This window comes from Bacillus sp. AMCV2 (assembly GCF_056033925.1).
Window position 1 is genome coordinate 2,955,656 of sequence record NZ_JBVYIB010000002.1, and the last position, 21,997, is coordinate 2,977,652.

Sequence of the window (21,997 nt, forward strand, 5' to 3'; positions counted from 1 at the left end):
TTTGGTTTCACAGTTATGTAAAAAAATAAACATGAATACAACGATAAAAAAGGGAAAGCCGCTTAACCAGTAAGCGGCTATAAAATTATTCTCCTAACGCTTCTTTACGCAGCTGCTCCGCTTTGTCTGTGCGCTCCCAAGGAAGGTCAACATCGTGACGTCCAAAGTGGCCGTACGCAGCAGTTTGTTTGTAGATCGGACGGCGCAAATCAAGCATTTTGATAATGCCGGCAGGTCGTAAATCAAAGTTATTGCGAACAACTTCAATCAATTTTTCCTCAGAAGCTTTTCCGGAACCGAATGTGTTGATTGAGATTGACACAGGCTGTGCAACACCGATCGCGTAAGCAAGCTGTACTTCGCAAGAATCAGCAAGCTCAGCCGCAACGATGTTTTTCGCAACGTATCTTGCCGCATAAGCTGCAGAACGGTCTACCTTCGTCGCGTCCTTACCTGAGAACGCGCCTCCGCCGTGGCGTGCATAGCCGCCGTACGTATCAACGATGATTTTGCGTCCTGTAAGTCCCGCATCCCCTTGAGGCCCTCCGATTACGAAACGTCCTGTAGGGTTGATGAAATATTTTGTTTCTTCATCAATCAGCTCTTCAGGAACAACCGGATTGATTACATGTTCTTTAATGTTGCGCTGAATTTGCTCAAGTGTAATTTCAGGGTGATGCTGAGTGGAAATCACAATCGCGTCAATGCGGACTGGTTTGTTATTTTCATCGTACTCAACCGTTACCTGTGTTTTGCCGTCAGGGCGAAGGTACGGAAGAATATCTTCTTTACGGACTTCACTTAGGCGGCGGGCTAATTTATGGGCAAGTGAAATTGGAAGAGGCATAAGCTCTTTCGTTTCGTTGCACGCATAACCGAACATTAATCCTTGGTCACCCGCACCAATCGCTTCAATTTCTTCGTCGCTCATTGTGCCTTCACGGGCTTCAAGCGCTTGGTCGACACCCATCGCGATATCAGCAGACTGCTCATCAATTGATGTTAAAACCGCACAAGTTTCCGCATCAAATCCGTATTTTGCACGTGTGTATCCGATTTCTTTAATGGTTTGGCGAACCGTTTTCGGAATGTCAACATACGTAGAAGTTGTGATCTCTCCGCTTACAAGAACCAAACCTGTTGTCACAGATGTTTCACAAGCAACACGCGCGTTAGGGTCTTTCTTTAAAATTTCATCTAAAATGCTGTCAGAAATCTGGTCACAGATTTTATCCGGATGCCCCTCCGTAACAGATTCTGATGTAAATAAACGACGATTTTTACTCATGATTTGCTTCCTCCTGCACAAGGCCTCCCGAAAGACCTTGTATATATGATACGGAACTCGCTCCCTCTTATACAATGTACAGTTATATTAGAGAATGTTAATTGGCATATTTATGAAATAAAAAAACCTTTTCCATCGAGGAAAGGGTTTGGTCTTTGTGCCTTTCACTCTTATCGCTCAAGGAATCATACAACCTTGCAACAGGTTAGCACCTTGGTTGTCTCACTCAGTTGAACATAATAAATAACAGAGAAACCGGTTGCTGGGCTTCATAGGGCCTGTCCCTCCGCCAGCTCGGGATAAGAGTATCCGCTCAATGAAATATCTTATCGTAAAAGGGTTTGCAATGTCAATATGATTCAGAAGAAATAGGCACCTATATTGAGGGAAAACAATGGAAATGCACACACAAAAAATAATAAATAGTATAGACTATTTGAAAATATATGTTATACTAATTCACAATTAGCAAAACACAAAAAACGATAAAGGAAGGTTTCATATGAACTCAGTTGATTTGACCGCTGATTTACAAGCCTTATTAACATGTCCAAATGTGCGTCATAATTTATCAGCAGCACAGCTAACAGAAAAAGTCCTCTCCCGAAACGAAGGCATTTTAACATCCACAGGTGCTGTTCGCGCGACAACAGGCGCTTACACAGGACGCTCACCTAAAGATAAATTCATCGTGGAGGAAGAAAGCACGAAAAATAAGATCGATTGGGGCCCGGTGAATCAGCCGATTTCAGAAGAAGCGTTTGAGCGGCTGTATACGAAAGTTGTCAGCTATTTAAAGGAGCGAGATGAACTGTTTGTTTTCGAAGGATTTGCCGGAGCAGACGAGAAATACAGGCTGCCGATCACTGTCGTAAATGAGTTCGCATGGCACAATTTATTTGCGCGGCAGCTGTTTATCCGTCCGGAAGGAAATGATAAGAAAACAGTTGAGCAGCCGTTCACCATTCTTTCTGCTCCGCATTTCAAAGCGGATCCAAAAACAGACGGCACTCATTCCGAAACGTTTATTATTGTCTCTTTTGAAAAGCGGACGATCTTAATCGGCGGAACTGAGTATGCCGGTGAAATGAAGAAGTCCATTTTCTCCATTATGAATTTCCTGCTGCCTGAAAGAGATATTTTATCTATGCACTGCTCCGCCAATGTCGGTGAAAAAGGCGATGTCGCCCTTTTCTTCGGACTGTCAGGAACAGGCAAGACCACCCTGTCGGCAGATGCTGACCGCAAGCTGATCGGTGACGATGAACATGGCTGGTCTGATACAGGCGTCTTTAATATTGAAGGCGGGTGCTACGCTAAGTGCATTCATTTAAGCGAGGAAAAGGAGCCGCAAATCTTTAACGCGATCCGCTTCGGGTCTGTTCTCGAAAATGTCGTTGTTGATGAAGATACACGCGAAGCCAATTATGATGATTCCTTCTATACTGAAAACACGCGGGCAGCTTACCCGATTCATATGATTGATAACATCGTGACTCCAAGCATGGCCGGCCATCCGTCAGCCATTGTATTTTTGACGGCTGATGCCTTCGGAGTCCTGCCTCCGATCAGCAAACTGACGAAGGAGCAGGCCATGTACCATTTCTTGAGCGGTTACACGAGTAAGCTTGCCGGAACCGAACGTGGTGTAACGTCTCCTGAAACGACGTTCTCTACATGCTTCGGCTCACCGTTCCTGCCGCTTCCTGCTCACGTCTATGCTGAAATGCTCGGCAAAAAGATCGATGAACACGGCGCAGACGTTTTCTTAGTCAATACCGGCTGGACCGGGGGCGGTTACGGCACAGGCGAACGAATGAAGCTTTCTTACACTAGAGCAATGGTCAAAGCAGCGATTGAAGGTAAATTAGAGGATGCTGAAATGATAACTGACGATATTTTCGGCCTGCACATTCCGGCACATGTTCCTGGCGTTCCTGATCATATCCTTCAGCCTGAAAACACGTGGACCAACAAGGAAGAATACAAAGAAAAAGCAGTCTACCTTGCAAATGAATTCAAAGAGAACTTTAAAAAGTTCACACATACCGATGCCATCGCCCAGGCAGGCGGCCCTCTCGTATAAAAAACAAAAGCCAAGAGCAATTATGCTCTTGGCTTGTTTTAATTGACGGAATGCAAAGAAGTCAGCTTGTATGTAATGATGGTACGGCCTTCTTCCCATTGAAGCTTCTGCACTTCAGCGGTGCCTGACTTTTCGCCAAACTTTGTTTTGCGTACATCCATTGGAATCTCCATCGGATATACTCGGTATCCGTCCTTCTCTAACGTGAATATATTCTCATCTATGCGAACTTCTTTTCCTTTTGTCACAATCAGTGTATTAAATTCAACAGGCATTCCCAAAGTGAAATCCCCTTTCGTTCTCTTTTTTCTTTATCATAACATATTTCACTGTCAGCGGTTTTTCATCCATTGTGTGAGCTGCCGCACGATACGCCGGTTTTCTTTTGGCGGGAAATAATGTGTGAATGTACTGTAGTACCACGTCTCCACCGGCTTATGCAGTTGTTTTAGCTTCTCTTCTAATAAATAGGAATGCTGAATCGAAACATTTTGGTCTTTTTCTCCATGGATTAACAGCACGGGAGCCTGAATTTTGTTTACTTGGTCAAACGGTGTCCTCCATTGATATTCCTCAGGCACCTTTTTCGGTGTTCCGCCGATGACTCTTTTCATCATCCGCCGCAAATCCTGCCGCTCCTCGTATGTAAGAATCATATCACTGACGCCTCCCCAGGAAACAAATGAAGCTGCCTGCCCGCCCATTTCGATCGCAGTGAGCATTCCCATAATTCCGCCGCGGGAAAAACCGAAGATATGAATTCTGTCCTTCTTGACATTTGGGTGCTGCTGAAGCAGGCGAAAAGCAGAAAATGCATCCTCCCTGTCTTCTCCTGCAAAATCCTCATTGCCTTCTCCTCCTTGATTTCCTCTGTAAAAAGGAGCAAACACCACAAACCCTTGGGATGCAAACTGGATAATCCGGCCCGGCCGAACCATGCCCACGCTTTTAATCCCGCCGCGCAAATATAAAAATCCGTCATATTGTCCCGGTTCCGCCGGCTCAGCCAGAAGCCCCTTAACCCGTAATCCATTTGACAGATAGCAGATCGTATACAAACGCACATGCTGGCTTGGCGACGGAAATCTTCTTTTCTCTACAATCAAAACAGCCGCCTCCTTTTTTTCTATATGCTTTCCTTACTCCAAAATTACATCCGGAGAACCTGATTAGGCATTCACACATTTTTATACCCATCATACGATATGTAAAGCAAAAAAGGATATTAACTTGATGCGAAATAAGGAGGTTGTCTATGTGAACAGATGGTTAAGGCTGGGCTTCGCCTGTGTCGGCAGTATCTTTCTGATGTTCGCCCTGGCGGCTTGCAAGCAGGAAGAAACGCTCACCAAAGTCAAAGTAGCTGAAGTGACCCATTCAATTTTTTACGCACCTTTATATGTTGCTGAGTCTAAAGGTTTTTTTAAGGAAGAAGGGCTTGATGTCGATGTGAATACGACCTGGGGCGGAGACAAAACGATGACATCGCTTCTTTCCAACGGCTCCGACATCGCGCTTGTCGGGTCAGAAACATCTATTTATGTCGAAGCGCAAGGGGCTAAAGATCCCGTCATTAATTTCGCCCAGCTGACTCAGACAGACGGAACGTTTCTTGTCGCGAGAGAAGATGTTGAACACTTCGACTGGGATCAGCTGAAAGGAAAAACGTTTCTCGGCCAGCGAAAAGGCGGCATGCCGCAAATGGTCGGCGAGTATGTGCTGAACAAACATAAGATTGACCCGCATAAGGATATAGACCTCATCCAGAACATAGACTTCGCCAATATTGCCAATGCGTTTGCTTCTGGAACCGGTGAGTATGTACAACTCTTTGAACCGCAGGCTTCTCTCTTTGAGAAAAAAGGCATCGGCCATATCGTGGCTTCATTCGGAGAAGAATCAGGAGAGGTTCCTTATACGACTTTTATGGCGAAACAAAGCTATTTGAAGAAAAATGAAGACACAGCCGTCAAGTTTACAAAAGCCATTTATAAGGCGCAGCAGTGGGTTGAAAATCATTCTGCGAAGGACATCACAGATGCCATTAAAGATGAATTTGATGATACCGACCCAGACGTCATCGAAACATCCATTGAACGCTATAAAAAACAGCATTCATATTCGCCAGACCCTCTGCTTAACGAAAAAGAATGGGAGCTTCTCCAAACCATTATGGATCAATCGGGAGAACTGCCGAAGCACATTCCATACAATCAGCTTGTAAATAAAGAAATTGCTGAAAAAGTCACCTCGGAGAAATAGGAGGCGCCATCTATGTCTTTCTTACATGTCGACCATGTAACCCATACTTATTTTTCTATTAAAGAAAAAACAACGGCTGTGCGGGATATTCATTTCGATGCCGAAAAAGGTGATTTCATCTCATTTCTCGGCCCAAGCGGCTGCGGAAAAACAACACTGCTTTCCATTATTGCCGGTTTGATTGAGCCATCAGAAGGCAGAGTTCTGATTGAAGGCCGTGAGCCGAATCAAAAAGAACATAATATTGGCTATATGCTTCAGCAGGATTACTTATTTCCCTGGAAATCTATCGAGGAAAATGTGCTTCTCGGTTTAAAAATCGCCGACACGCTGACAGAAGAAAGCAAAGCCGCTGCACTGGGTCTATTGCCGGAGTTCGGCCTCATAGATGTGGAGAAAAAATATCCGAAAGAGCTGTCAGGCGGGATGCGCCAGCGGGCTGCGCTTGCAAGAACACTTGCGCCTAACCCTAGTCTGCTTTTGCTGGATGAGCCATTTTCCGCGCTTGATTTTCAGACAAAGTTGTCTTTGGAAAACCTGGTATTCCGCACATTAAAGGAATATCAAAAAACAGCAGTGCTTGTCACTCATGATATAGGGGAAGCGATAGCGATGAGCGATACGATCTTTTTATTTTCAAATCAGCCGGGCACCATCCATCAGATTTTTACCATTCCCAAGGAATTGGCTGCGATGTTGCCTTTTGACGCCCGTCAGGAACCTTCCTTCCAGACACTGTTTCAAACGATATGGAAGGAGCTGAATTCTCTTGAGAAACAGCAAAGAAACCATTGATCTGCTTCACGAGCAGTATCAATTCAAACAGAAAAAGGAAAAGTGGAAGGTCCATTCCTTTCAGCTTGCCATATTTATTCTCTTTTTCTCGGGCTGGGAAATCTCCAGCAGGCAGGGCTGGATCGATCCGCTGATCTTCAGCTCTCCATCAGCTGTATGGCGATTATTGCTGGAGAAACTTGGTGACGGTTCTTTACTGTCACACATCGGCGTCACTTTATTTGAAACGGTGCTTGGCTTTTTGCTTGGGACGTTTATGGGCACGTGCCTCGCCGCTTTGTTATGGTGGTCTAACCGACTTGCCAGAATTTTAGATCCGTATCTTGTGATTTTGAATGCAATGCCGAAGGTGGCCCTGGGCCCAATCCTGATTGTCGCGCTCGGCCCCAGTTTTATCAGCATCATTGCGATGGGAGCCATCATCAGCGTCATTATCACAACCATCGTTGTCTACACCGCCTTCCAGGAGGTCGACGAAAACTATACGAAAGTCATGCAAACATTCGGCGCAAAAAAGTGGGTTATTTTTAAAGAAGTCATACTGCCTGCATCCTCCCCCGCGATTATTTCAACACTAAAAGTGAACGTCGGCTTATCATGGGTTGGCGTCATTGTAGGGGAATTCCTCGTTTCGAAGGTCGGATTAGGATATATGATTATTTACGGATTCCAAGTCTTCAATTTTACACTCGTCTTCTTAAGCCTGCTGATCATCGCCATCTTCGCCACTCTGATGTATCAGGGCGTCGAGCTGCTGGAAAAGAAATGGACGAAGGGGAGGACATAAAAAACCCGGCATATGTGCCGGGTTTTTTATTCAATCCATCCAGATTCTTTCAGTTTTTTCAAACTGATCGGAAGTACGGAATCCTTCATAATAAAGCTGAATTTTTTATTGCGGGAAAGGTTCTCCGGAAGCTCGTGAAACAAAACCGGGCCTTTCGTTTCAAAGTAATCAGCTTGCTTTTCAAGCTTTTCTATATCTGCAAAATATATATTTTTTACAATCACTTTTTCTTTTCCGAGAACTTTATACTGTCCGAGATACTTGAGGCTTTTGACTCTCGCGCCCGTCTCTTCCTTTACTTCCCGGAGCGCAGCCTCTTCTGCGCACTCCATCGGCTCTACTTTCCCGCCTGGAAACTCATAGCCTCTGTCCTCATGTTCTGTTAAAAGCCATTTGCCGCCAAAACGGCAAATCACCCAGACATGCTTCGGGCTGTCCGAGAAAGGCTGATCGTCAAAGGAAAGCTGAACAGTATTCTGATAATAATCTTTAAACTCGTACATGTTTATCCCTCAAATCCGTTCCTAGCTATCTTCCATACATCATACCACAGTTACGTTTCTTCGGAAGCCTTTTATCAAAAAATAAGGGAAACCCAGCACGCCGTCAGGTTCTGCATGCAGACTAGCTCGTACAGTTTTTTGCGATAGCTTTTGCCGGAAAGTGCGACCGACGCTCTGGGCTTTATTATGACCCGCGAACAGGGAAAAGTTACGGTTTGCGCTTAAATTTATTTTTTAACGTTTCTAAAAGATCGACAAGCATCTGAGGAACCGGTATGCCAAGAGAGCTGGCTGTCACAACAATTTGCACAGATTCATAAAGAATATAAAACATAATAGCCAAGTCACGAATTGATCCCTCTGTATTCAGCAGCTGATCAAAAAAGTGGCATACAGAGATCAGAGCCAGCGTGACTAATTTTTTGACAAGCCGGGCAAATACCTTTATAAATGACAGTTTATGAATAATGGTTTCCTTCAAAGTCGTACTGATAAATTCAATTGCCATCAGAGAGAGCAAAATCAGAAATGAATACTGAAAACCTCCAAAGAAAAAACCCGCTGCTGAAACGCTGACTGCTAAAAACGAAAAGATGCCAAAGTCTCTATCCATTTATCCCAACATCCTTTCACAGAAACGGCCTTACGATATTCTATGGAAAACAAGCCGAACGGATTGGATTTTTCAGAAAAATGGACTGGTTGTCGCCTATTTTTCAGATACAAAAAGAAAAGCCGGACGTCTTTTTTAAGACATCCGGCCGTTCTATTTTTGGACTTAACCTAGGTAAGCTTTTAGCATCCAGTTATGTTTTTCAATATTTTGATGGATCGCAAGAAGCATGTCCCCTGTTGTTTCGTCACCGACTTCATCAGCTAAATCCATGCCGTTTTTCAGCTCTTCCGCGATGACTGTGAAATCATCATATACGCTTTGAACCATTTGTTCAGCTGTTTCATTTCCAGCCGCTTCTTTGACAGAAGCCGTTTCTAAGGATTCCTTCATTGTTGCAATCGGTTTTCCGTTCAGCGCCAAAAGACGTTCTGCTAAGTCATCAATATAAGTTGCCGTTTCGTTGTACAGCTCCTCAAACTTTTCATGAAGCGTGAAGAAATCTTTTCCTTTCACATACCAGTGATAATTATGTAGTTTCACATACATGACCGTCCAGTTGGCTACTTGTTTGTTCACTGCTTGAATCAATTGTTCTGACATGGTATCTCCTCCTTGTTATATGACTATGTATACCCTTAATATCGTACGCTAAAACCTCTTTTTTACCCTTATCTGTCACGATTTCTACTATTATGCTACAATTGTTAAAAAACGGGAGGTGGAATGTCATGACGCTTCTCATTACGATAAGTATTTTGATTGTGCTGGCTGTTTTGCTTGTAACCATTTGGACGACTGTAAAAGCCTATAATGTAAAGCATACCATTGATCCGCCACAAGAAAATCACTCTGATTCACACAATCAATGATGATGTGAATGCTCCTCTTCTGACTGATTGCTGGCAGCATCGGCGTCTCCGACTTGGACTTTTAAGGTCGGCATGCTATGCTGTTTTTTTGCTGTGACATGGGATTGGACAGTGTATACACCATCTTCCTTAAACGTCGTTTCCAATCGGTATACGCCTTTTTCTTGTTTCGCCTTAAACATTTGGCTTGCGTCTTTTTCCCCTTCTTTCCATACTTCAAACTCTACTTCATCGGCATCCGTCACAGCTTCATCACCATATGTTACGGCTGCTTCATAAGCAGCGCTTTCTCCGGGATTTACTTTTTCAGGCCCGGTCAGCTTGACATCCAAAACCTCGGGCGTCTCATCTGTATTTGCTTTACTTTCACCAGATCCACATCCGTTAAGCAAAAAAGCAGAAAAAAGCAGAACAACCAACATCTTTTTCATGCCATCACCCTTTCATCGTTTACCTAAATAGTAGCAAACGCTTACAGCAAATGGTACACAAAATATGAGACGTCACAAAAAAGACCTTTTTGCTTAAGCGCAAAAAGGTCCTTTCTATTTTAGCCAAATACTTTTAGCAATTCTTCTTTATCCTGTGAAAGCCAGAAACGCATTAAACGTTTAGCGCCTTCCAGATCATGAAGCTTCGCTTGGCCGCACTGCTTTTCATTCGCAGCTGGTATTTCTGTAATCTCTACCGCTTCCTTCATTGTGTCTTCAAGCAGATCAACGATTTCCGCTGATGTCGGCTCTCCGCTCACAACTAGATAATAGCCTGTCTGGCAGCCCATTGGAGAAATATCAATGATATCAAAATGATCGTATTTCTCAGCGTGAGAACGAATCGTAAACGCGAGCAAATGCTCGAGTGTGTGAATGGTGTCAGGCTTCATCGCCTGTTTATTTGGCTGGCAAAAACGAATGTCAAATTTATTTACAACGCCGTCTGTTCCTACTTTATGCACGCCGCAATGTCTTACATATGGAGCAACAACCGCATTATGATCAAGCTCAAAACTTTCTACTGAAGGCATAATGGCACTCTCCCCTTTTTTTAAAATGTAATTTCATTATAACATACTTTTCCGATAAGAATTATTGATTAACTTTTCAATCTGTGTTTTTTTTCTTATACTTGCATCAGAAAGGTTGCTGAAGAAACATGAAAACCCTATTCATCGCTCTGATCAGAGGATATCAAAAATTCATCTCGCCCCTGACACCGCCAACATGCCGCTTTTATCCGACCTGTTCCCAATATGGAATCGAAGCGATTAAAACGCATGGCGCTTTAAAAGGCGGATGGCTGACAATCAAACGGATTTTGAAATGCCACCCGTTCCATCCGGGAGGAGTCGATCCCGTTCCTGAAAAGAAACAAAAACATTAATTGTTATAGCCGTTTACGATTAGATCCAGTTTTCCGGTTTTAGGATCAATGACTAAGCCATGGACCGGAACGTTTTCAGGGAACAGCGGGTGATGTTTAATAACGTCTACGCTGTCTTTCACACTCGCTTCCACTGAATCAAAACTTTTAAACCATTGATCAAAGTCTACACCGGAGTACTTTATTGTTTCGATGCGTTCTTCCGGAATCCCTCTTGCTTTGATTTTTTCAAGCATGCTTTTGCTGCTGATTTTGCTCATGCCGCAATCGTGATGCCCGATCACACACACCTCATCTGCATTCAGCTCGTACACTGCGACGAGTAAACTTCTCATGATGCTTCCGAATGGGTGTGTCACAAGCGCACCGGCACTTTTAATGATTTTCACATCACCGTTTCGCAAATTCATCGCATGCGGCAGCAGTTCAACCAGACGAGTGTCCATGCAAGAAAGAATCGCCATTTTTTTATCTGGAAATTTTGATGTTTGATACTTTTCATACTCTCTTTGTTCAGTAAATGTCTTGTTAAATTCAAGAATATCATTTAGAAGACTCATGTTCGTTGTCCCTTTCTATTCTTTTTACTCTTCAATATATCACAACCCTTGTTTATTCGTCATAATAAAAAAAGACAAACCCTCTGGTCTGCCTTATTTCCCCATGTTATAGCGTTTTTTGAACTGCTCAACTCGTCCGCCTTTTTCATTGAATTTCTGGCGGCCTGTATAAAACGGATGCGTGTCAGAACTTACCTCTACTTTAATGACAGGATATGTGTTGCCGTCTTCCCACTCTGCTGTTTCATTAGATGTTTTAGTAGAGGTGCTGAGAAAACGGTAGCCGCTGTTGACATCCTGAAATATCACTTTGTGGTTCTTCGGATGAATTCCTTCTTTCATGTGAATCTCCTTTCAATAAATCGTAATAATTACGTTTTATTTTATAACCTTACAAACGTTTTGTCAATCTTCTTATATCCTTCCCTCTGTTTTCGCATCGTAAACCTCATGGCATTTAAGAATAGGAAGAATAATCTAACCGAGGAAGCAAATAATAAACCCAAAATACATACAGAACGTCTTTTTAGAAAGGTGGTTTACGATTGTGGATGATTTAGTTTTGGCAAGAAGCCTCTTTGGCACGACTATGGGCTTTCATATCATTTTCGCAACACTTGGAGTCGGTCTCCCGCTCATGATTTTAGTGGCGGAATTGATCTATCAAAAAACGAAAGATGACCATTATGCGATCATGGCGAAAAGATGGACGAAAGCACAAGCCGTTTTGCTGGGGGTCGCCATACCGACCGGAACGATCGCGGGCACTCAGCTCGCGCTTTTATGGCCGGGATTTATGGAAGTCATCGGCCGGGTGATGTCCCTGCCATTTCAAATTGAAATCTATGCTTTTTTTGTTGAAGCCCTATTCATGTCGATTTATGTATACGCTGCAGACCGTTTGTCACCTGCAATGAGGATTGTTGCTGTTTTCTTTGTGTTAGTCGGGGCAGCAGCATCAGCTGTTCTGATTACGAATGTTCACGCTTTTGAAGGTACGCCCGCCGGTTTTAAAATTTTAAACGGAAAAATTACAGATGTTGACCCGTGGGCTGCGTTTTTTAATCCTAGCTTTTTTATCACTGCCGGCCATGTCGTGCTGTCCGCGTTTATGACCGGTGCGTTTATCGTGGCTTCTGTTGCGGCGTATAAAATGATCCGGACGAGGAAAAAGGAAAAGGTCTATCGCTTTCACCGGAAAGCCCTTTTGCTCGCACTGACGATCGGCGGTATTTTTTCGTTGCTGACCGCTTTGAACGGACACGAATCTGCACAAATGCTGTACGAATACCAGCCCGAAAAATTAGCCGGTGCGGAAGGCCTGTTTGAAACAAGATCCCACGCCCCGCTCGCTATCGGCGGTTTTACCGACCCGAATGAAGAAAAAGTAAAATGGGCAATCGAGATTCCATGGGCTTTAAGCTTTTTGGCAGCGAACCGTTTTGACACTGTTGTAAAGGGATTAAATGCATTTCCGAGAGATGAATGGCCGCCGCTTTTCATTCACACGCTGTTTAATGCGATGGTCGGTGTAGGCATGCTGCTTATTCTTTATTCCATTATCGGAGTGGTCTGGAGAAAGGTGCTCAAGAAAGACCGTTTCCCAACGTGGCTTTTGGTCATTTTCATGACAGCAGGCCCTTTTAGTCTCATCGGCATTGAATTCGGCTGGATTTTCGCATGTACGGGGAGGCAGCCTTGGGTCATCTATCATCTGCTGAAAACGTCAGATGTCGTAACAACGACTGGCTCGATCGGGGTGCTGTTCTTATTTTTCACATTTGTTTATGCCGTGTTAGGCGCAGCTGTTGTCTACGTGCTGCTGTATTATTTCCGCAAGCACCCGGTTGACGAAGATTTAAATACAGCGGAGTCGTAATGGCTCCGCAAACAGGAAACCAAATGGAAGGAAGATCGTACAAATGGAGATTTCAACTGACGCTCTGATCGCCATCTCAATTATCTGGGGCTTTGTGTTTATTTACGCCGTCATGGCGACAATGGATTTTGGAGCGGGATTTTGGTCTATGATCTATTTAAATAAGGAGCATATGAAGGCCACCGATATTGCGAATCGCTTTTTGTCCCCGACTTGGGAGGTCACAAACGTCTTTATAGTAGCCATCGTCGTGGCGCTTTTCAGTTTTTTCCCCGGCGCGACATTTGTGCTCGGAACCGTTTTATTAATTCCCGGAAGCATGATTTTGCTGCTTTTAGCGATTCGAAGCGGATTTCTCGTTTTTTCAAATACAGCAAAGGAGCGGAAAACGCTAAGATATATTTCCGGCATCTCCGGCTTTATCATTCCTGCTATTTTAATTTTGGTGCTTCCTGTGACACACGGAGGGTTTATAGAAAAAACGGATGGAATCTATAACTTAAATATGTCTAAAATCTTTTCAAGCCCCAACGCCTATTCATTTATCGGGTTTGCGATTTTAAGCACCTTATTTTTGTCCTCGCTGCTGCTTGCAGATGTTTCAAATGTGGCAGAGGAACAGGATGCGTACCGAGCCTACAGAAAAAGCGCCCTGATTACCGGCCCGATTTCACTGTTGTTTGCTGTATGCATTATGGTGACAATGCGGAATGAAGCAAACTGGCTGTACAGCGGAATGCTGAATGATTTTACTTGGATTATTGCATCGTTCATTACATTTGTCATTGCTGGAATCGCTCTTTTTCTGCCTAATAAGAGCTTTGGGCAAAACATCGGAAAACCGCGGCTTGCACTTGTTGCGATTGGGATACAGTATTTTCTCGCAAGCTACGCGTACGGGCGGGCGCATCTTCCGTATATGATTTATCCCGATGTGACAGTCATGTCAGGCTTCACAGAGCCAGCAACGTTCAGAGCGCTGTTTGCAACGTATATCGTTGCATTTATCATTCTATTTCCGGGCTTCTTTTTCTTCTGGAAAATGTTTATGCGAGATAAACGCTATATCCGCCAGGAGGAATAGAGGGCAAGCCAGCCGGCTATACTAATCCAGAACCTTTATAAGGAGGGGATGGCATGGAGCAGAAAATTCTATGTGAGGTCAACAACTGTTCTTATTGGGGCAAAGGTAACAAATGCACCGCTGATGCCATTTATGTTGTCAGCCATACTGGTGAAACGGCTGAAAACAGCCGGGAAACAGACTGCAAAACGTTTAAGCCGCATGATTTATAATTAAAAGAAAGAGCTGCATCAGCCAGCTCTTTCTTTTTGCATGTTGAGTGTTCTCAGCTTTTTAGTTATGACCCCGTTTGCAGGTGAAAACAAAAAGGCGCTTGCATAACATACACCTGTCATGGCCGCCATCGCTCCTGAAATCGAAACATTAAGCCACGTTGCGAAGAAATAGCCCATGACCGCCGACAGCCCGCCAATCAACGCGCTGAGAATCAGCATATAAAGAAGCCGGTCTGTCAGCAAATGTGCCGCAGCAGGCGGAACAATCAGCATGGCCACAACCAATACGGCACCCACCGAATCAAAGGAAGCAACAGTCGTTAGGGACAGCATGCCCATTTGCACGTAATGAATGAGCAAAACCGGTATTCCCAAGGCTAAAGCCATTTGAGGATCAAACGAAGCGATTTTAAACTCCTTATAGCACACACTGATCAACACTACGTTTAAAACCAGAACAGATGCCAGCATCCAAAACGCTTTCGGCCCAATATCAACCCCGAATACCGTCACCGTATTCCACGGCACAAAAGCGATTTCTCCCATTAGCGAGTGCTCAATATCGAGATGGACATTCGCTCCATACACAGAAAGCAAAATAACCCCGATTGCAAATAAAGATGTAAACACAACGCCTATGGCAGCATCTGATTGAACCCCCTTGCTATGAAGAAGCTGAACCAAGAAAGCCGTTAATAGACCGGTTGCGGCTGCGCCGATAAACATAGAAATCCCGTCGAGACTTCCCGTCACTAGAAAAGCGCCGACAATGCCAAGCAACACTGTATGACTGATTGCGTCGGCCAGCATCGCCATGCTTCTCAGCACAAGAAATGTGCCGATCAATCCGCAGCTTACACCGACTAATACACCGGTAGCTATAATCCATGCTTCAAAACTCATTTGCGATCTGTCCCTTCTCGGCATCATGAGACGCTTTTCGACGCTCAGGCATCCGTCCATACAGCTTTAAGAGTGAATAAAGCCGCTCTCTCGTTTCTCTCGGTAAACGGTCCGGGTCAAAGCAGTCTTGATCGGATTCTATATTGGCAAGTTCCATTTCATGCATGAGATACACTTCATACATCCGCTGCTTCAAAGCTGTGTGATAGCCTTTTTCTACCCCTTTGCTTGTGATTTGCCAAATCCCATTTTCGATACGCTCAATGCACCTCTCTTGTTCCAAGTCATTTAATGCCTTAAGGCATAATGAAGAGGATAGGCGTCTTTTCTTTCTTACACTTTCAACATTTACACAAAGATTATTCTTTTCATACTGTTCATAAATCGCCAAAAGCACTTGCTCCCTGCTTGTTCTGCGCCGCAGCCTCATCAGCCTTATGGCTTTAGCAGCCAATCCCCGCTTAGGCGCACAAATCATTGAAAAAAGAAAGAGCAGCGTTGCAGATAAGATCATTAATGGCCCTGTCGCCATTCCCTTCATCGTGGTGCTAAGCAGGGTTCCGGCCACTCCGCTGCCCCCGCCTGTAATCCCGGCAATGACGATCATCCCGGTTAATCGTTCGGTCCAATATCTCGCAGCTATGGCAGGTGTAATCAGCATAGCCGCCATTAATATCACACCAACAGTCTGAAGCCCAATGACGACAGCACAGACAATCAGACAAGCCAAAAGCCCGTTTAAAAAACGCACCGGGATTCCTAATCCCTTTGCAAACGCGAGATCAAAAGTAATCAATGTAAATTCCTTAAAGAAAACAATACAAAGGAGCAGTAGAACAGCGGATATTCCTGCTATAAGGATGATATCCTGCCTGACCAATGAAGCAGCCTGGCCGAATAAAAAAGAATCAAGCCCGCTTTGGCTTCCCGCCCCCTGTTGCTGAATATATGTCAGCAGAATGATCCCGACGCCAAAAAACACAGAAAGAACAATCCCGATCGCCGAGTCCTCCTTTGTTTTTGAAAGCCGCGGAATCAGCTGAATACAAAACGTTCCGAGCAGTCCGGCGAGCGCCGCACCCAGTAAAAAGAAAGGCAGTGATTTTTGCCCGGTGAACAGAAAAGCGAGACACACTCCCGGCAGAGCTGAATGGGCCATCGCATCGCCGATTAAACTTTGCTTTCTCAGCAGCACAAAGCTGCCCAAAACACCGCTTGCTGTCCCGAGCAAAAGCGTACCGGCCAGCACCCACTGTGTATTCGGATGCTGGAGCTGCAGCCACAAACTTTCAAACATTGCGCTCACTCCTTATGTCCTTCTGCCAGCACTTTATCTTTTAAAAACGTAAGCCTTCCTCCATATGTTTTTTGCAGGTTTTCGATCGTAAAAACGTTTTCCGCCGGTCCGAAAGCGATTTTTCTTAAATGAAGCAGTAAGATCCAATCGAAATAATCCTCGGCGGTCTGCAGATCATGATGGACGACAAGCACGGTTTTTCCTTTTTCTTTGAGTTCTGCCAACAGCGTCATAATCGCGCGCTCCGTCGCTGCATCGACACCTGCAAACGGTTCATCCATAAAATAAATGTCAGCGTTCTGGCAGAGTGCCCGGGCAAGAAACACTCGCTGCTGCTGGCCGCCTGACAGCTGGCTGATCTGCCTCTTCGCATAATCAAGCATCCCGACTTTTGCTAATGCGGCCTTCGCCATCTCCACATCCGCTTTCTTTGGCCTCTTTAATAAACCGATTCTCCCGTATCTTCCCATTAGGACGACATCGAGCGCACTTGTGGGGAAATCCCAGTCAACCGAGCCGCGCTGCGGAACATATCCGATTCTGGTCCGCTGATCCTTATAGTCTTTGCCGTAAATAGAGATGTCTCCGGAAGCTCGGGGCACAAGACCGAGAATCGTTTTGATCAAGGTTGATTTTCCCGCGCCGTTTGGGCCGATAATGCCAATAAGTTTTCCTTCCGGCACCTGCAGCGAAATGTCCTGCAGTACAGGCTTTTTATGATAAGCAACCGTCACATTATCAAGCTCAACAGGGAACATATCCTTCACCTCTTTTCTTTATTTAAGCGCTTTAGTAATCGTGTTGATATTGTGGCGGAACATTCCTTCGTATGTGCCTTCTTTTGTGCCCTTTTCACCCATGGCATCCGAATAAAGCTGACCGCCGATTGTGACTGTATGGCCTTTTTCTTTAGCGCCTTCCACCACTGCATTGATTGATTTTTCAGATACACTGCTTTCTACGAACACAGCTTTTATTTGTTTGTCTGTCAGAAGATCAACCAGCTCCTGAACATCCCTTAATCCATAGTCCGAATCTGTGCTGAGTCCCTGCAGGCCTTTTACCTTAAATCCATACTCATTCCCAAAGTACGCAAACGCATCATGAGCAGTCACAAGCACACGGCTTTTCTCCGGAATATGTGCGATCTCCTTACGCGACCACTTATCTAAATATTGCAAATCTTCTTTGTACTCTTTGGCATTTTTCCGAAAGGCATCTGCGTGCTGAGGCATTGCTTTGCTGAATTGCGCTTCAATTTCATCCACCGCATAGATCCATAACGGAATGCTGAACCAAACGTGGGGATCAAACGTCTTGCCTTCCCCCGCGGGAATAAGCTTATTTTTCGGAATGGCCTCAGCTACTGCCGCCGATTGTTTTTGTTCGCCGATTTTTTGAAGGACATCCTCCATTTTCCCTTCCAAATGCAACCCGCTGTACAGAACAACATCGGCAGACATTAATTTTTTCGTGTCACCTTGGGAAGCTTTGTAAAGGTGCGGATCAACCCCCGGTCCCATTAAAGAGGTGACTTTTACATGCTTACCTCCGATGTTTTCTGCTGCATCGGCAATTTGAGATGTTGTCGCTGTCACTTGTAATTGCTGATCAGCGCTTTTTCCGGCTGAATCCGTTCCGCATCCCGTTAAAGCAAAGGTCGCAAAAAGTACTGCTGCCATCAGCCCTCGTCTCATATTTCTCCTCCTCTTTGCCATCAATGTCCGATTGTTTTATCTTATGTTGTCAGTTCTTAGACATGCGACATTAAATTAGCCAAAAGCATGTTTTATTTACACGGGACAAAAAGTTTCCCTTGTGCAAAATTATCGCGTTTGGCCATTTTTGTCAAGCTAATTTACATAAAAAACCGGCTGGGTCAGCAGCCGGTCCAAACGAGAAGGGATGTATTCAACGAACACTTTTACTGTAACAGCACAGTGTCATTTATTCAAAATAGCAAAATGCTTTTTTCTTAACCATGCTGTGTGAAAACATCCATTTTGGTCACATATTTTCGCATAATGTCTTGGTTTACCTCAACCCCTAAACCAGGCTGTTTTGACACAGAAATAAATCCATTATCAATACGAATATCAGGAGTTACAATATCTTCATCCCAATAGCGTGAGGATGAAGATATATCGCCAGGTATTGTGAATTGAGGCAGTGAAGCAAGCGCCACGTTCTGCGCTCTTGATATACCTGTTTCCAGCATTCCGCCGCACCAAACCTGCATATGATGCTCTTTGCATAAATCATGAATTTTTAAGGCTTCTGTTAAGCCGCCGACACGAGAAGGTTTTATATTAATAATTTTGCAGCTTCCTAGCTCAATCGCCCGTCTCGCATCATCAACTGAACAAATGCTCTCATCAAGGCAAATAGCCGTTTTCAAATGTTTCTGCAGGTGGCGGTGGTCAACGATATCGTCGGATTGAAGGGGCTGCTCAATCATCATTAAATGGTAGTCATCAAGCTCCTTTAAACGGCTGATATCCTTCAATTCGTAGGAGGAATTGGCATCGGCCATAAGCGGAATATTTGGGAATCGGCTGCGGATGGCCTTGACCAATTCCACATCCTGCCCAGGCTGAATTTTAATTTTTATTCTTTGATAACCTTCTTTTTGATAGCTCTCAATTTCCTTCAGCATATCGTCAAGAGGCGCCAGGCCGACTACCACCCCGGCAGGGATTTTATCTCTTGTACCGCCCAATGCCTCAGCAAGGGATACGCCCTTCTTTTTGGCATAGATATCCCATACAGCCGATTCAAGTCCCGCTTTTGCCATACGGTTTCCTTTATAACGCGCCAGGCTGTCCGGCACTTCTGAAGGGTGATTGAATTCACGGCCGACGACATTTGGGATAAAAAAATCTTTTAGCATATGCAAACATGTTCCAATGGTTTCCTCGGTGTACCAAGGCGAAGAGAAAGCAGAAACCTCTCCCCAGCCTGTGACACCTGATGTATCAATGGCTTCCACGATCAGAAATTTACGCTCTTGAAGCGTTTCGATACTGTTTTTAAACGGTTTCTTTAAATTCATGCTCAAATGGTAAAGCGTGATTTTTTCTATTTCGATCATAGCAGTTCTCCTTTACGCGCATCCTTCAGCTGATTTCGCAAGAGCTTATTAGACGCATTGCGCGGCAGGCGGTCAAGCACAAAGAATTTTGCCGGAATTTTATACTTCGCCAAGCGTTCTTTGCAGTAGTCAGTCAATTCTTCTGCGCTCACAGGCTTGTGAAGGACAAGATAGGCGTGAGGCACTTTCCCCCATTTTTTGTCCTCAGCCCCTGAAACCCCGGCTTCGGCCACAGCGGGGTGTGAAAGCAGCACTGACTCCACTTCGGCCGGATAAATGTTTTCTCCGCCGGATATGATCAGATCTGAACGTCTGTCTAATACATATAAAAAGCCTTCGCTGTCCAAATAACCAAGATCACCTGTTTTCAGCCAGCCATTTTGAAAGGAGGCTTCGTTTGCGCTTTCCCGGTTAAAATAGCTTTTCATGACATTCGGGCCTTTGACCATGATTTCACCGTGTACAAACGGTTCACATACCTGTCCGTCCCGCTCTATTTTGATTTCACATGAAAACAGCGGTTTCCCCGCAGATCCGAGCTTTTCCATACTGAATTCCGGTGACAGGGTAACAATTTGTGAGCATGTTTCTGTCATTCCATATGACTGAAAGACAGGGAATCCTTTCTCACGGCATTCCTCAAGCAATGGCAGCGGTGCAGGGCCGCCGCCGAGAAGAATGCATCTGATGGATTCAGGGCAGCGGCTTGTTTCTTCCAAAAGACTGGCTAGCATTGTCTGCACCGCAGAGATCATTGTCACTTCATGCCTGTTGATAGAATCCAGCACATCACTTACGGAAAAACGCTGGTGAAGCACGACAGTCATTCCATAGATCACAGATTTGAATAATGCGGACAAGCCGCTGATATGAAAGAGCGGCAATGCGATAAGCCAGCGGTCTTGTTCTGTTATACCCAAATTAAGCGCGGACGACACCGCACTGAAATAGTGGTTTCCGAACGTTTGCTGAACTCCCTTGGGCTTTCCTGTCGTACCCGACGTATACATCAGCGTTGCCGTTGCATCCATTTGCATATAAGCTTGGATCTCAATTTCCTCTGCTGCTTCTTTCATCAATTCATCCACATCAATCGTTTGAACGATGTGTTCATACTCTTTCTTGTCAAAGCTTGAATCTGTCAGTAAAAAGCCGGATCCGGAATCCTCCAGCTGAAACAGCCTTTCATGTGTTGACAGCTTCGTATTCAAAAGCACCGCCTTAACACCAAGCAAAAAACAAGCGTGAACGGCGTATACCATTTCTGCACGATTTTGGAGCAAAATAGCCGCAGTATCCCCTTTCCGAACCGAATGAGCGGCAAGCTGTGCCGCCATTCGCTTAGACGCGGCAAATAATTCTGCAAATGTCACGGTTTGGTCTCTATAGATGAGAGCGATTCTCTCAGGTGTCAGCTGTGCCCGCTGCATGAGCCAGTTGGGCTGTTCTGTCAGCATGTCATCATCTCCGAGGTAAAATGTCTGTATTGAAAAGAAAACAGCTTGGACCGCAAAGTCTCAAGCTGTTGGTTTACTAAGTATTGCTGATCACGGGAAACGAGGGAACTGTCCGAAATCAGGTTTGCGTTTTTCCTTAAAGGAATCACGGCCTTCTTTTGCTTCATCTGTTGTGTAGTAAAGAAGGGTAGCATCCCCTGCAAACTGCTGAATTCCAGCAAGTCCGTCTGTGTCCGCGTTAAACGCAGCTTTAAGAAAGCGCAGTGCGGTCGGGCTTTTTTCAAGCATTTCTTCACACCATTTAATCGTTTCTTCTTCAAGCTGTTCCAAAGGAACGACTGTGTTGACAAGACCCATGTCCAGTGCTTCCTGTGCGTTGTACTGACGGCATAGGTACCAGATTTCACGTGCTTTTTTATGTCCTACAATTCGAGCCAGGTAGCCAGAACCGTAACCTGCATCGAAGCTTCCCACTTTAGGTCCTGTTTGTCCGAAAATTGCGTTGTCCGCAGCAATTGTCAAGTCACATACGATGTGAAGCACATGGCCTCCGCCGATCGCATATCCGGACACCATCGCAACAACCGGTTTCGGGATGACGCGGATTAAACGCTGAAGATCCAATACGTTAAGACGCGGGATCTGGTCGTCTCCTACATATCCACCGTGGCCGCGCACTTTTTGGTCTCCGCCAGAACAAAATGCTTTGTCCCCTGCACCGGCAAGCACGATAACCCCAACGTTTTGGTCGTCTCTTGCGTCAGCAAACGCATCAATCATTTCAGCAACCGTTTTAGGGGTAAACGCATTATGTACCTCAGGTCGGTTGATTGTTATTTTTGCAATGCCATTATACGTTTCATACAATATCTCATCGTATGTCCGTTTTGTTTTCCATTCAGCCATATGATGACCTCCTTTTATT

General features: G+C 44.8%; 26 protein-coding genes and 1 riboswitch. Of the genes, 9 read left to right on the plus strand and 17 right to left on the minus strand.

Annotated elements, in window-relative coordinates:
- Positions 1-85: 85 nt before the first annotated feature.
- Positions 86-1,288, minus strand: a complete 1,203-nt coding sequence (gene metK, locus AC0OMA_RS15320) for a methionine adenosyltransferase (protein WP_003229102.1) — start codon at positions 1,286-1,288, stop codon at positions 86-88.
- A gap of 167 nt (positions 1,289-1,455) precedes the next feature.
- Positions 1,456-1,594, minus strand: a riboswitch (SAM riboswitch).
- A gap of 196 nt (positions 1,595-1,790) precedes the next feature.
- On the opposite strand from metK, the gene pckA reads away from it, so the two are divergent.
- Positions 1,791-3,374, plus strand: coding sequence for a phosphoenolpyruvate carboxykinase (ATP) (gene pckA / locus AC0OMA_RS15325; protein ID WP_015384436.1), 1,584 nt, complete (start codon positions 1,791-1,793; stop codon positions 3,372-3,374).
- A 38-nt stretch (positions 3,375-3,412) separates the two neighbouring features.
- Here pckA and AC0OMA_RS15330 read toward each other — a convergent pair whose 3' ends face one another.
- Positions 3,413-3,655, minus strand: coding sequence for a DUF2584 domain-containing protein (locus AC0OMA_RS15330; protein ID WP_004398611.1), 243 nt, complete (start codon positions 3,653-3,655; stop codon positions 3,413-3,415).
- A 51-nt stretch (positions 3,656-3,706) separates the two neighbouring features.
- Positions 3,707-4,480, minus strand: a complete 774-nt coding sequence (locus tag AC0OMA_RS15335) for an alpha/beta hydrolase family protein (RefSeq protein ID WP_003246204.1) — start codon at positions 4,478-4,480, stop codon at positions 3,707-3,709.
- A 151-nt stretch (positions 4,481-4,631) separates the two neighbouring features.
- Here AC0OMA_RS15335 and AC0OMA_RS15340 point away from each other — a divergent pair, with 151 nt between their 5' ends.
- The 3 genes from AC0OMA_RS15340 to AC0OMA_RS15350 are packed head-to-tail and all read left to right on the plus strand — an operon-like array spanning position 4,632 to position 7,218.
- The gene (locus tag AC0OMA_RS15340; protein ID WP_047183069.1) at positions 4,632-5,636 is read left to right on the plus strand and encodes an ABC transporter substrate-binding protein; all 1,005 of its coding nucleotides are present in this window, start codon (positions 4,632-4,634) and stop codon (positions 5,634-5,636) included.
- Between the two features lie 12 nt (positions 5,637-5,648).
- Positions 5,649-6,431: an ABC transporter ATP-binding protein gene (locus AC0OMA_RS15345; RefSeq protein WP_003229092.1), complete on the plus strand. Its 783-nt coding sequence runs from the start codon at positions 5,649-5,651 to the stop codon at positions 6,429-6,431.
- A complete protein-coding gene (locus AC0OMA_RS15350; RefSeq protein WP_015384439.1) occupies positions 6,406-7,218 on the plus strand; it encodes an ABC transporter permease in 813 nt (270 codons plus the stop codon). The genes AC0OMA_RS15345 and AC0OMA_RS15350 overlap by 26 nt, the downstream gene beginning before the upstream one ends.
- Positions 7,219-7,244: 26 nt before the next feature.
- On the opposite strand, the gene ytkD is transcribed toward AC0OMA_RS15350, so the two are convergent.
- The 3 genes from ytkD to AC0OMA_RS15365 all read right to left on the minus strand — a co-directional run bounded on the left by ytkD (position 7,245) and on the right by AC0OMA_RS15365 (position 8,937).
- Positions 7,245-7,721 (minus strand): RNA deprotection pyrophosphohydrolase, encoded by a 477-nt coding sequence (ytkD, locus tag AC0OMA_RS15355; RefSeq protein WP_003229087.1) that lies wholly within the window; start codon positions 7,719-7,721, stop codon positions 7,245-7,247.
- A gap of 208 nt (positions 7,722-7,929) precedes the next feature.
- Positions 7,930-8,334, minus strand: coding sequence for a phage holin family protein (locus AC0OMA_RS15360; RefSeq protein WP_014477741.1), 405 nt, complete (start codon positions 8,332-8,334; stop codon positions 7,930-7,932).
- 165 nt (positions 8,335-8,499) lie between these two features.
- Positions 8,500-8,937 (minus strand): Dps family protein, encoded by a 438-nt coding sequence (locus tag AC0OMA_RS15365; protein ID WP_003229083.1) that lies wholly within the window; start codon positions 8,935-8,937, stop codon positions 8,500-8,502.
- Positions 8,938-9,065: 128 nt separating this feature from the next.
- Between AC0OMA_RS15365 and ytzI the strand changes: the two genes are divergently transcribed.
- Positions 9,066-9,206, plus strand: a complete 141-nt coding sequence (ytzI, locus tag AC0OMA_RS15370; protein ID WP_003229081.1) for a YtzI protein — start codon at positions 9,066-9,068, stop codon at positions 9,204-9,206.
- On the opposite strand, the gene AC0OMA_RS15375 is transcribed toward ytzI, so the two are convergent.
- Positions 9,200-9,637 carry a FixH family protein gene (locus tag AC0OMA_RS15375; RefSeq protein ID WP_015384442.1) on the minus strand — a complete coding sequence of 146 codons (438 nt, stop codon included), beginning with the start codon at positions 9,635-9,637 and terminating at the stop codon, positions 9,200-9,202. The genes ytzI and AC0OMA_RS15375 overlap by 7 nt on opposite strands.
- A 119-nt stretch (positions 9,638-9,756) precedes the next feature.
- Positions 9,757-10,230 (minus strand): S-ribosylhomocysteine lyase, encoded by a 474-nt coding sequence (locus AC0OMA_RS15380; protein ID WP_003219361.1) that lies wholly within the window; start codon positions 10,228-10,230, stop codon positions 9,757-9,759.
- Between the two features lie 128 nt (positions 10,231-10,358).
- Between AC0OMA_RS15380 and yidD the strand changes: the two genes are divergently transcribed.
- Positions 10,359-10,586 (plus strand): membrane protein insertion efficiency factor YidD, encoded by a 228-nt coding sequence (yidD, locus tag AC0OMA_RS15385; RefSeq protein WP_003229076.1) that lies wholly within the window; start codon positions 10,359-10,361, stop codon positions 10,584-10,586.
- Here yidD and AC0OMA_RS15390 read toward each other — a convergent pair.
- Both AC0OMA_RS15390 and AC0OMA_RS15395 read right to left on the minus strand, forming a co-directional pair.
- Positions 10,583-11,146: a beta-class carbonic anhydrase gene (locus AC0OMA_RS15390; RefSeq protein WP_014477744.1), complete on the minus strand. Its 564-nt coding sequence runs from the start codon at positions 11,144-11,146 to the stop codon at positions 10,583-10,585. The two genes, yidD and AC0OMA_RS15390, sit on opposite strands and share 4 nt — an antisense overlap.
- A 93-nt stretch (positions 11,147-11,239) precedes the next feature.
- Entirely contained in the window at positions 11,240-11,488 is a 249-nt protein-coding gene (locus tag AC0OMA_RS15395) for a type B 50S ribosomal protein L31 (protein ID WP_003219346.1), read from the minus strand.
- Between the two features lie 205 nt (positions 11,489-11,693).
- On the opposite strand from AC0OMA_RS15395, the gene AC0OMA_RS15400 reads away from it, so the two are divergent.
- From AC0OMA_RS15400 to AC0OMA_RS15410, 3 genes are read left to right on the plus strand one after another with little or no spacing between them, the layout of a single operon-like run.
- Positions 11,694-13,025, plus strand: coding sequence for a cytochrome ubiquinol oxidase subunit I (locus tag AC0OMA_RS15400; protein WP_003229073.1), 1,332 nt, complete (start codon positions 11,694-11,696; stop codon positions 13,023-13,025).
- Positions 13,026-13,068: 43 nt separating this feature from the next.
- Complete coding sequence (locus AC0OMA_RS15405) at positions 13,069-14,109, plus strand: cytochrome d ubiquinol oxidase subunit II (protein ID WP_015384444.1); 1,041 nt, start codon at positions 13,069-13,071, stop codon at positions 14,107-14,109.
- 53 nt (positions 14,110-14,162) lie between these two features.
- Complete coding sequence (locus tag AC0OMA_RS15410; protein WP_003229069.1) at positions 14,163-14,321, plus strand: DUF1540 domain-containing protein; 159 nt, start codon at positions 14,163-14,165, stop codon at positions 14,319-14,321.
- 18 nt (positions 14,322-14,339) lie between these two features.
- Here the strand turns inward: AC0OMA_RS15410 and mntD are convergent, their stop codons facing one another.
- The 7 genes from mntD to menB form a co-directional block, all read right to left on the minus strand.
- On the minus strand, positions 14,340-15,227 hold the full coding sequence (gene mntD / locus AC0OMA_RS15415; RefSeq protein WP_033884531.1) for a manganese ABC transporter permease MntD: 888 nt from the start codon (positions 15,225-15,227) through the stop codon (positions 14,340-14,342).
- Positions 15,217-16,524 (minus strand): manganese ABC transporter permease MntC, encoded by a 1,308-nt coding sequence (mntC, locus tag AC0OMA_RS15420; RefSeq protein WP_322839778.1) that lies wholly within the window; start codon positions 16,522-16,524, stop codon positions 15,217-15,219. Before mntC ends, mntD begins: the two co-directional genes overlap by 11 nt.
- Before the next feature lie 5 nt (positions 16,525-16,529).
- Positions 16,530-17,282, minus strand: coding sequence for a manganese ABC transporter ATP-binding protein MntB (gene mntB / locus AC0OMA_RS15425; protein WP_014480635.1), 753 nt, complete (start codon positions 17,280-17,282; stop codon positions 16,530-16,532).
- Between the two features lie 18 nt (positions 17,283-17,300).
- Positions 17,301-18,221, minus strand: coding sequence for a manganese ABC transporter substrate-binding protein/adhesin MntA (gene mntA, locus AC0OMA_RS15430; RefSeq protein WP_024572069.1), 921 nt, complete (start codon positions 18,219-18,221; stop codon positions 17,301-17,303).
- A 278-nt stretch (positions 18,222-18,499) separates the two neighbouring features.
- Positions 18,500-19,615, minus strand: a complete 1,116-nt coding sequence (menC, locus tag AC0OMA_RS15435; protein ID WP_063335749.1) for an o-succinylbenzoate synthase — start codon at positions 19,613-19,615, stop codon at positions 18,500-18,502.
- Complete coding sequence (locus tag AC0OMA_RS15440) at positions 19,612-21,072, minus strand: o-succinylbenzoate--CoA ligase (RefSeq protein ID WP_181220062.1); 1,461 nt, start codon at positions 21,070-21,072, stop codon at positions 19,612-19,614. Before AC0OMA_RS15440 ends, menC begins: the two co-directional genes overlap by 4 nt.
- A gap of 90 nt (positions 21,073-21,162) precedes the next feature.
- Complete coding sequence (gene menB, locus AC0OMA_RS15445) at positions 21,163-21,978, minus strand: 1,4-dihydroxy-2-naphthoyl-CoA synthase (RefSeq protein WP_003229054.1); 816 nt, start codon at positions 21,976-21,978, stop codon at positions 21,163-21,165.
- Positions 21,979-21,997 lie beyond the last annotated feature (19 nt).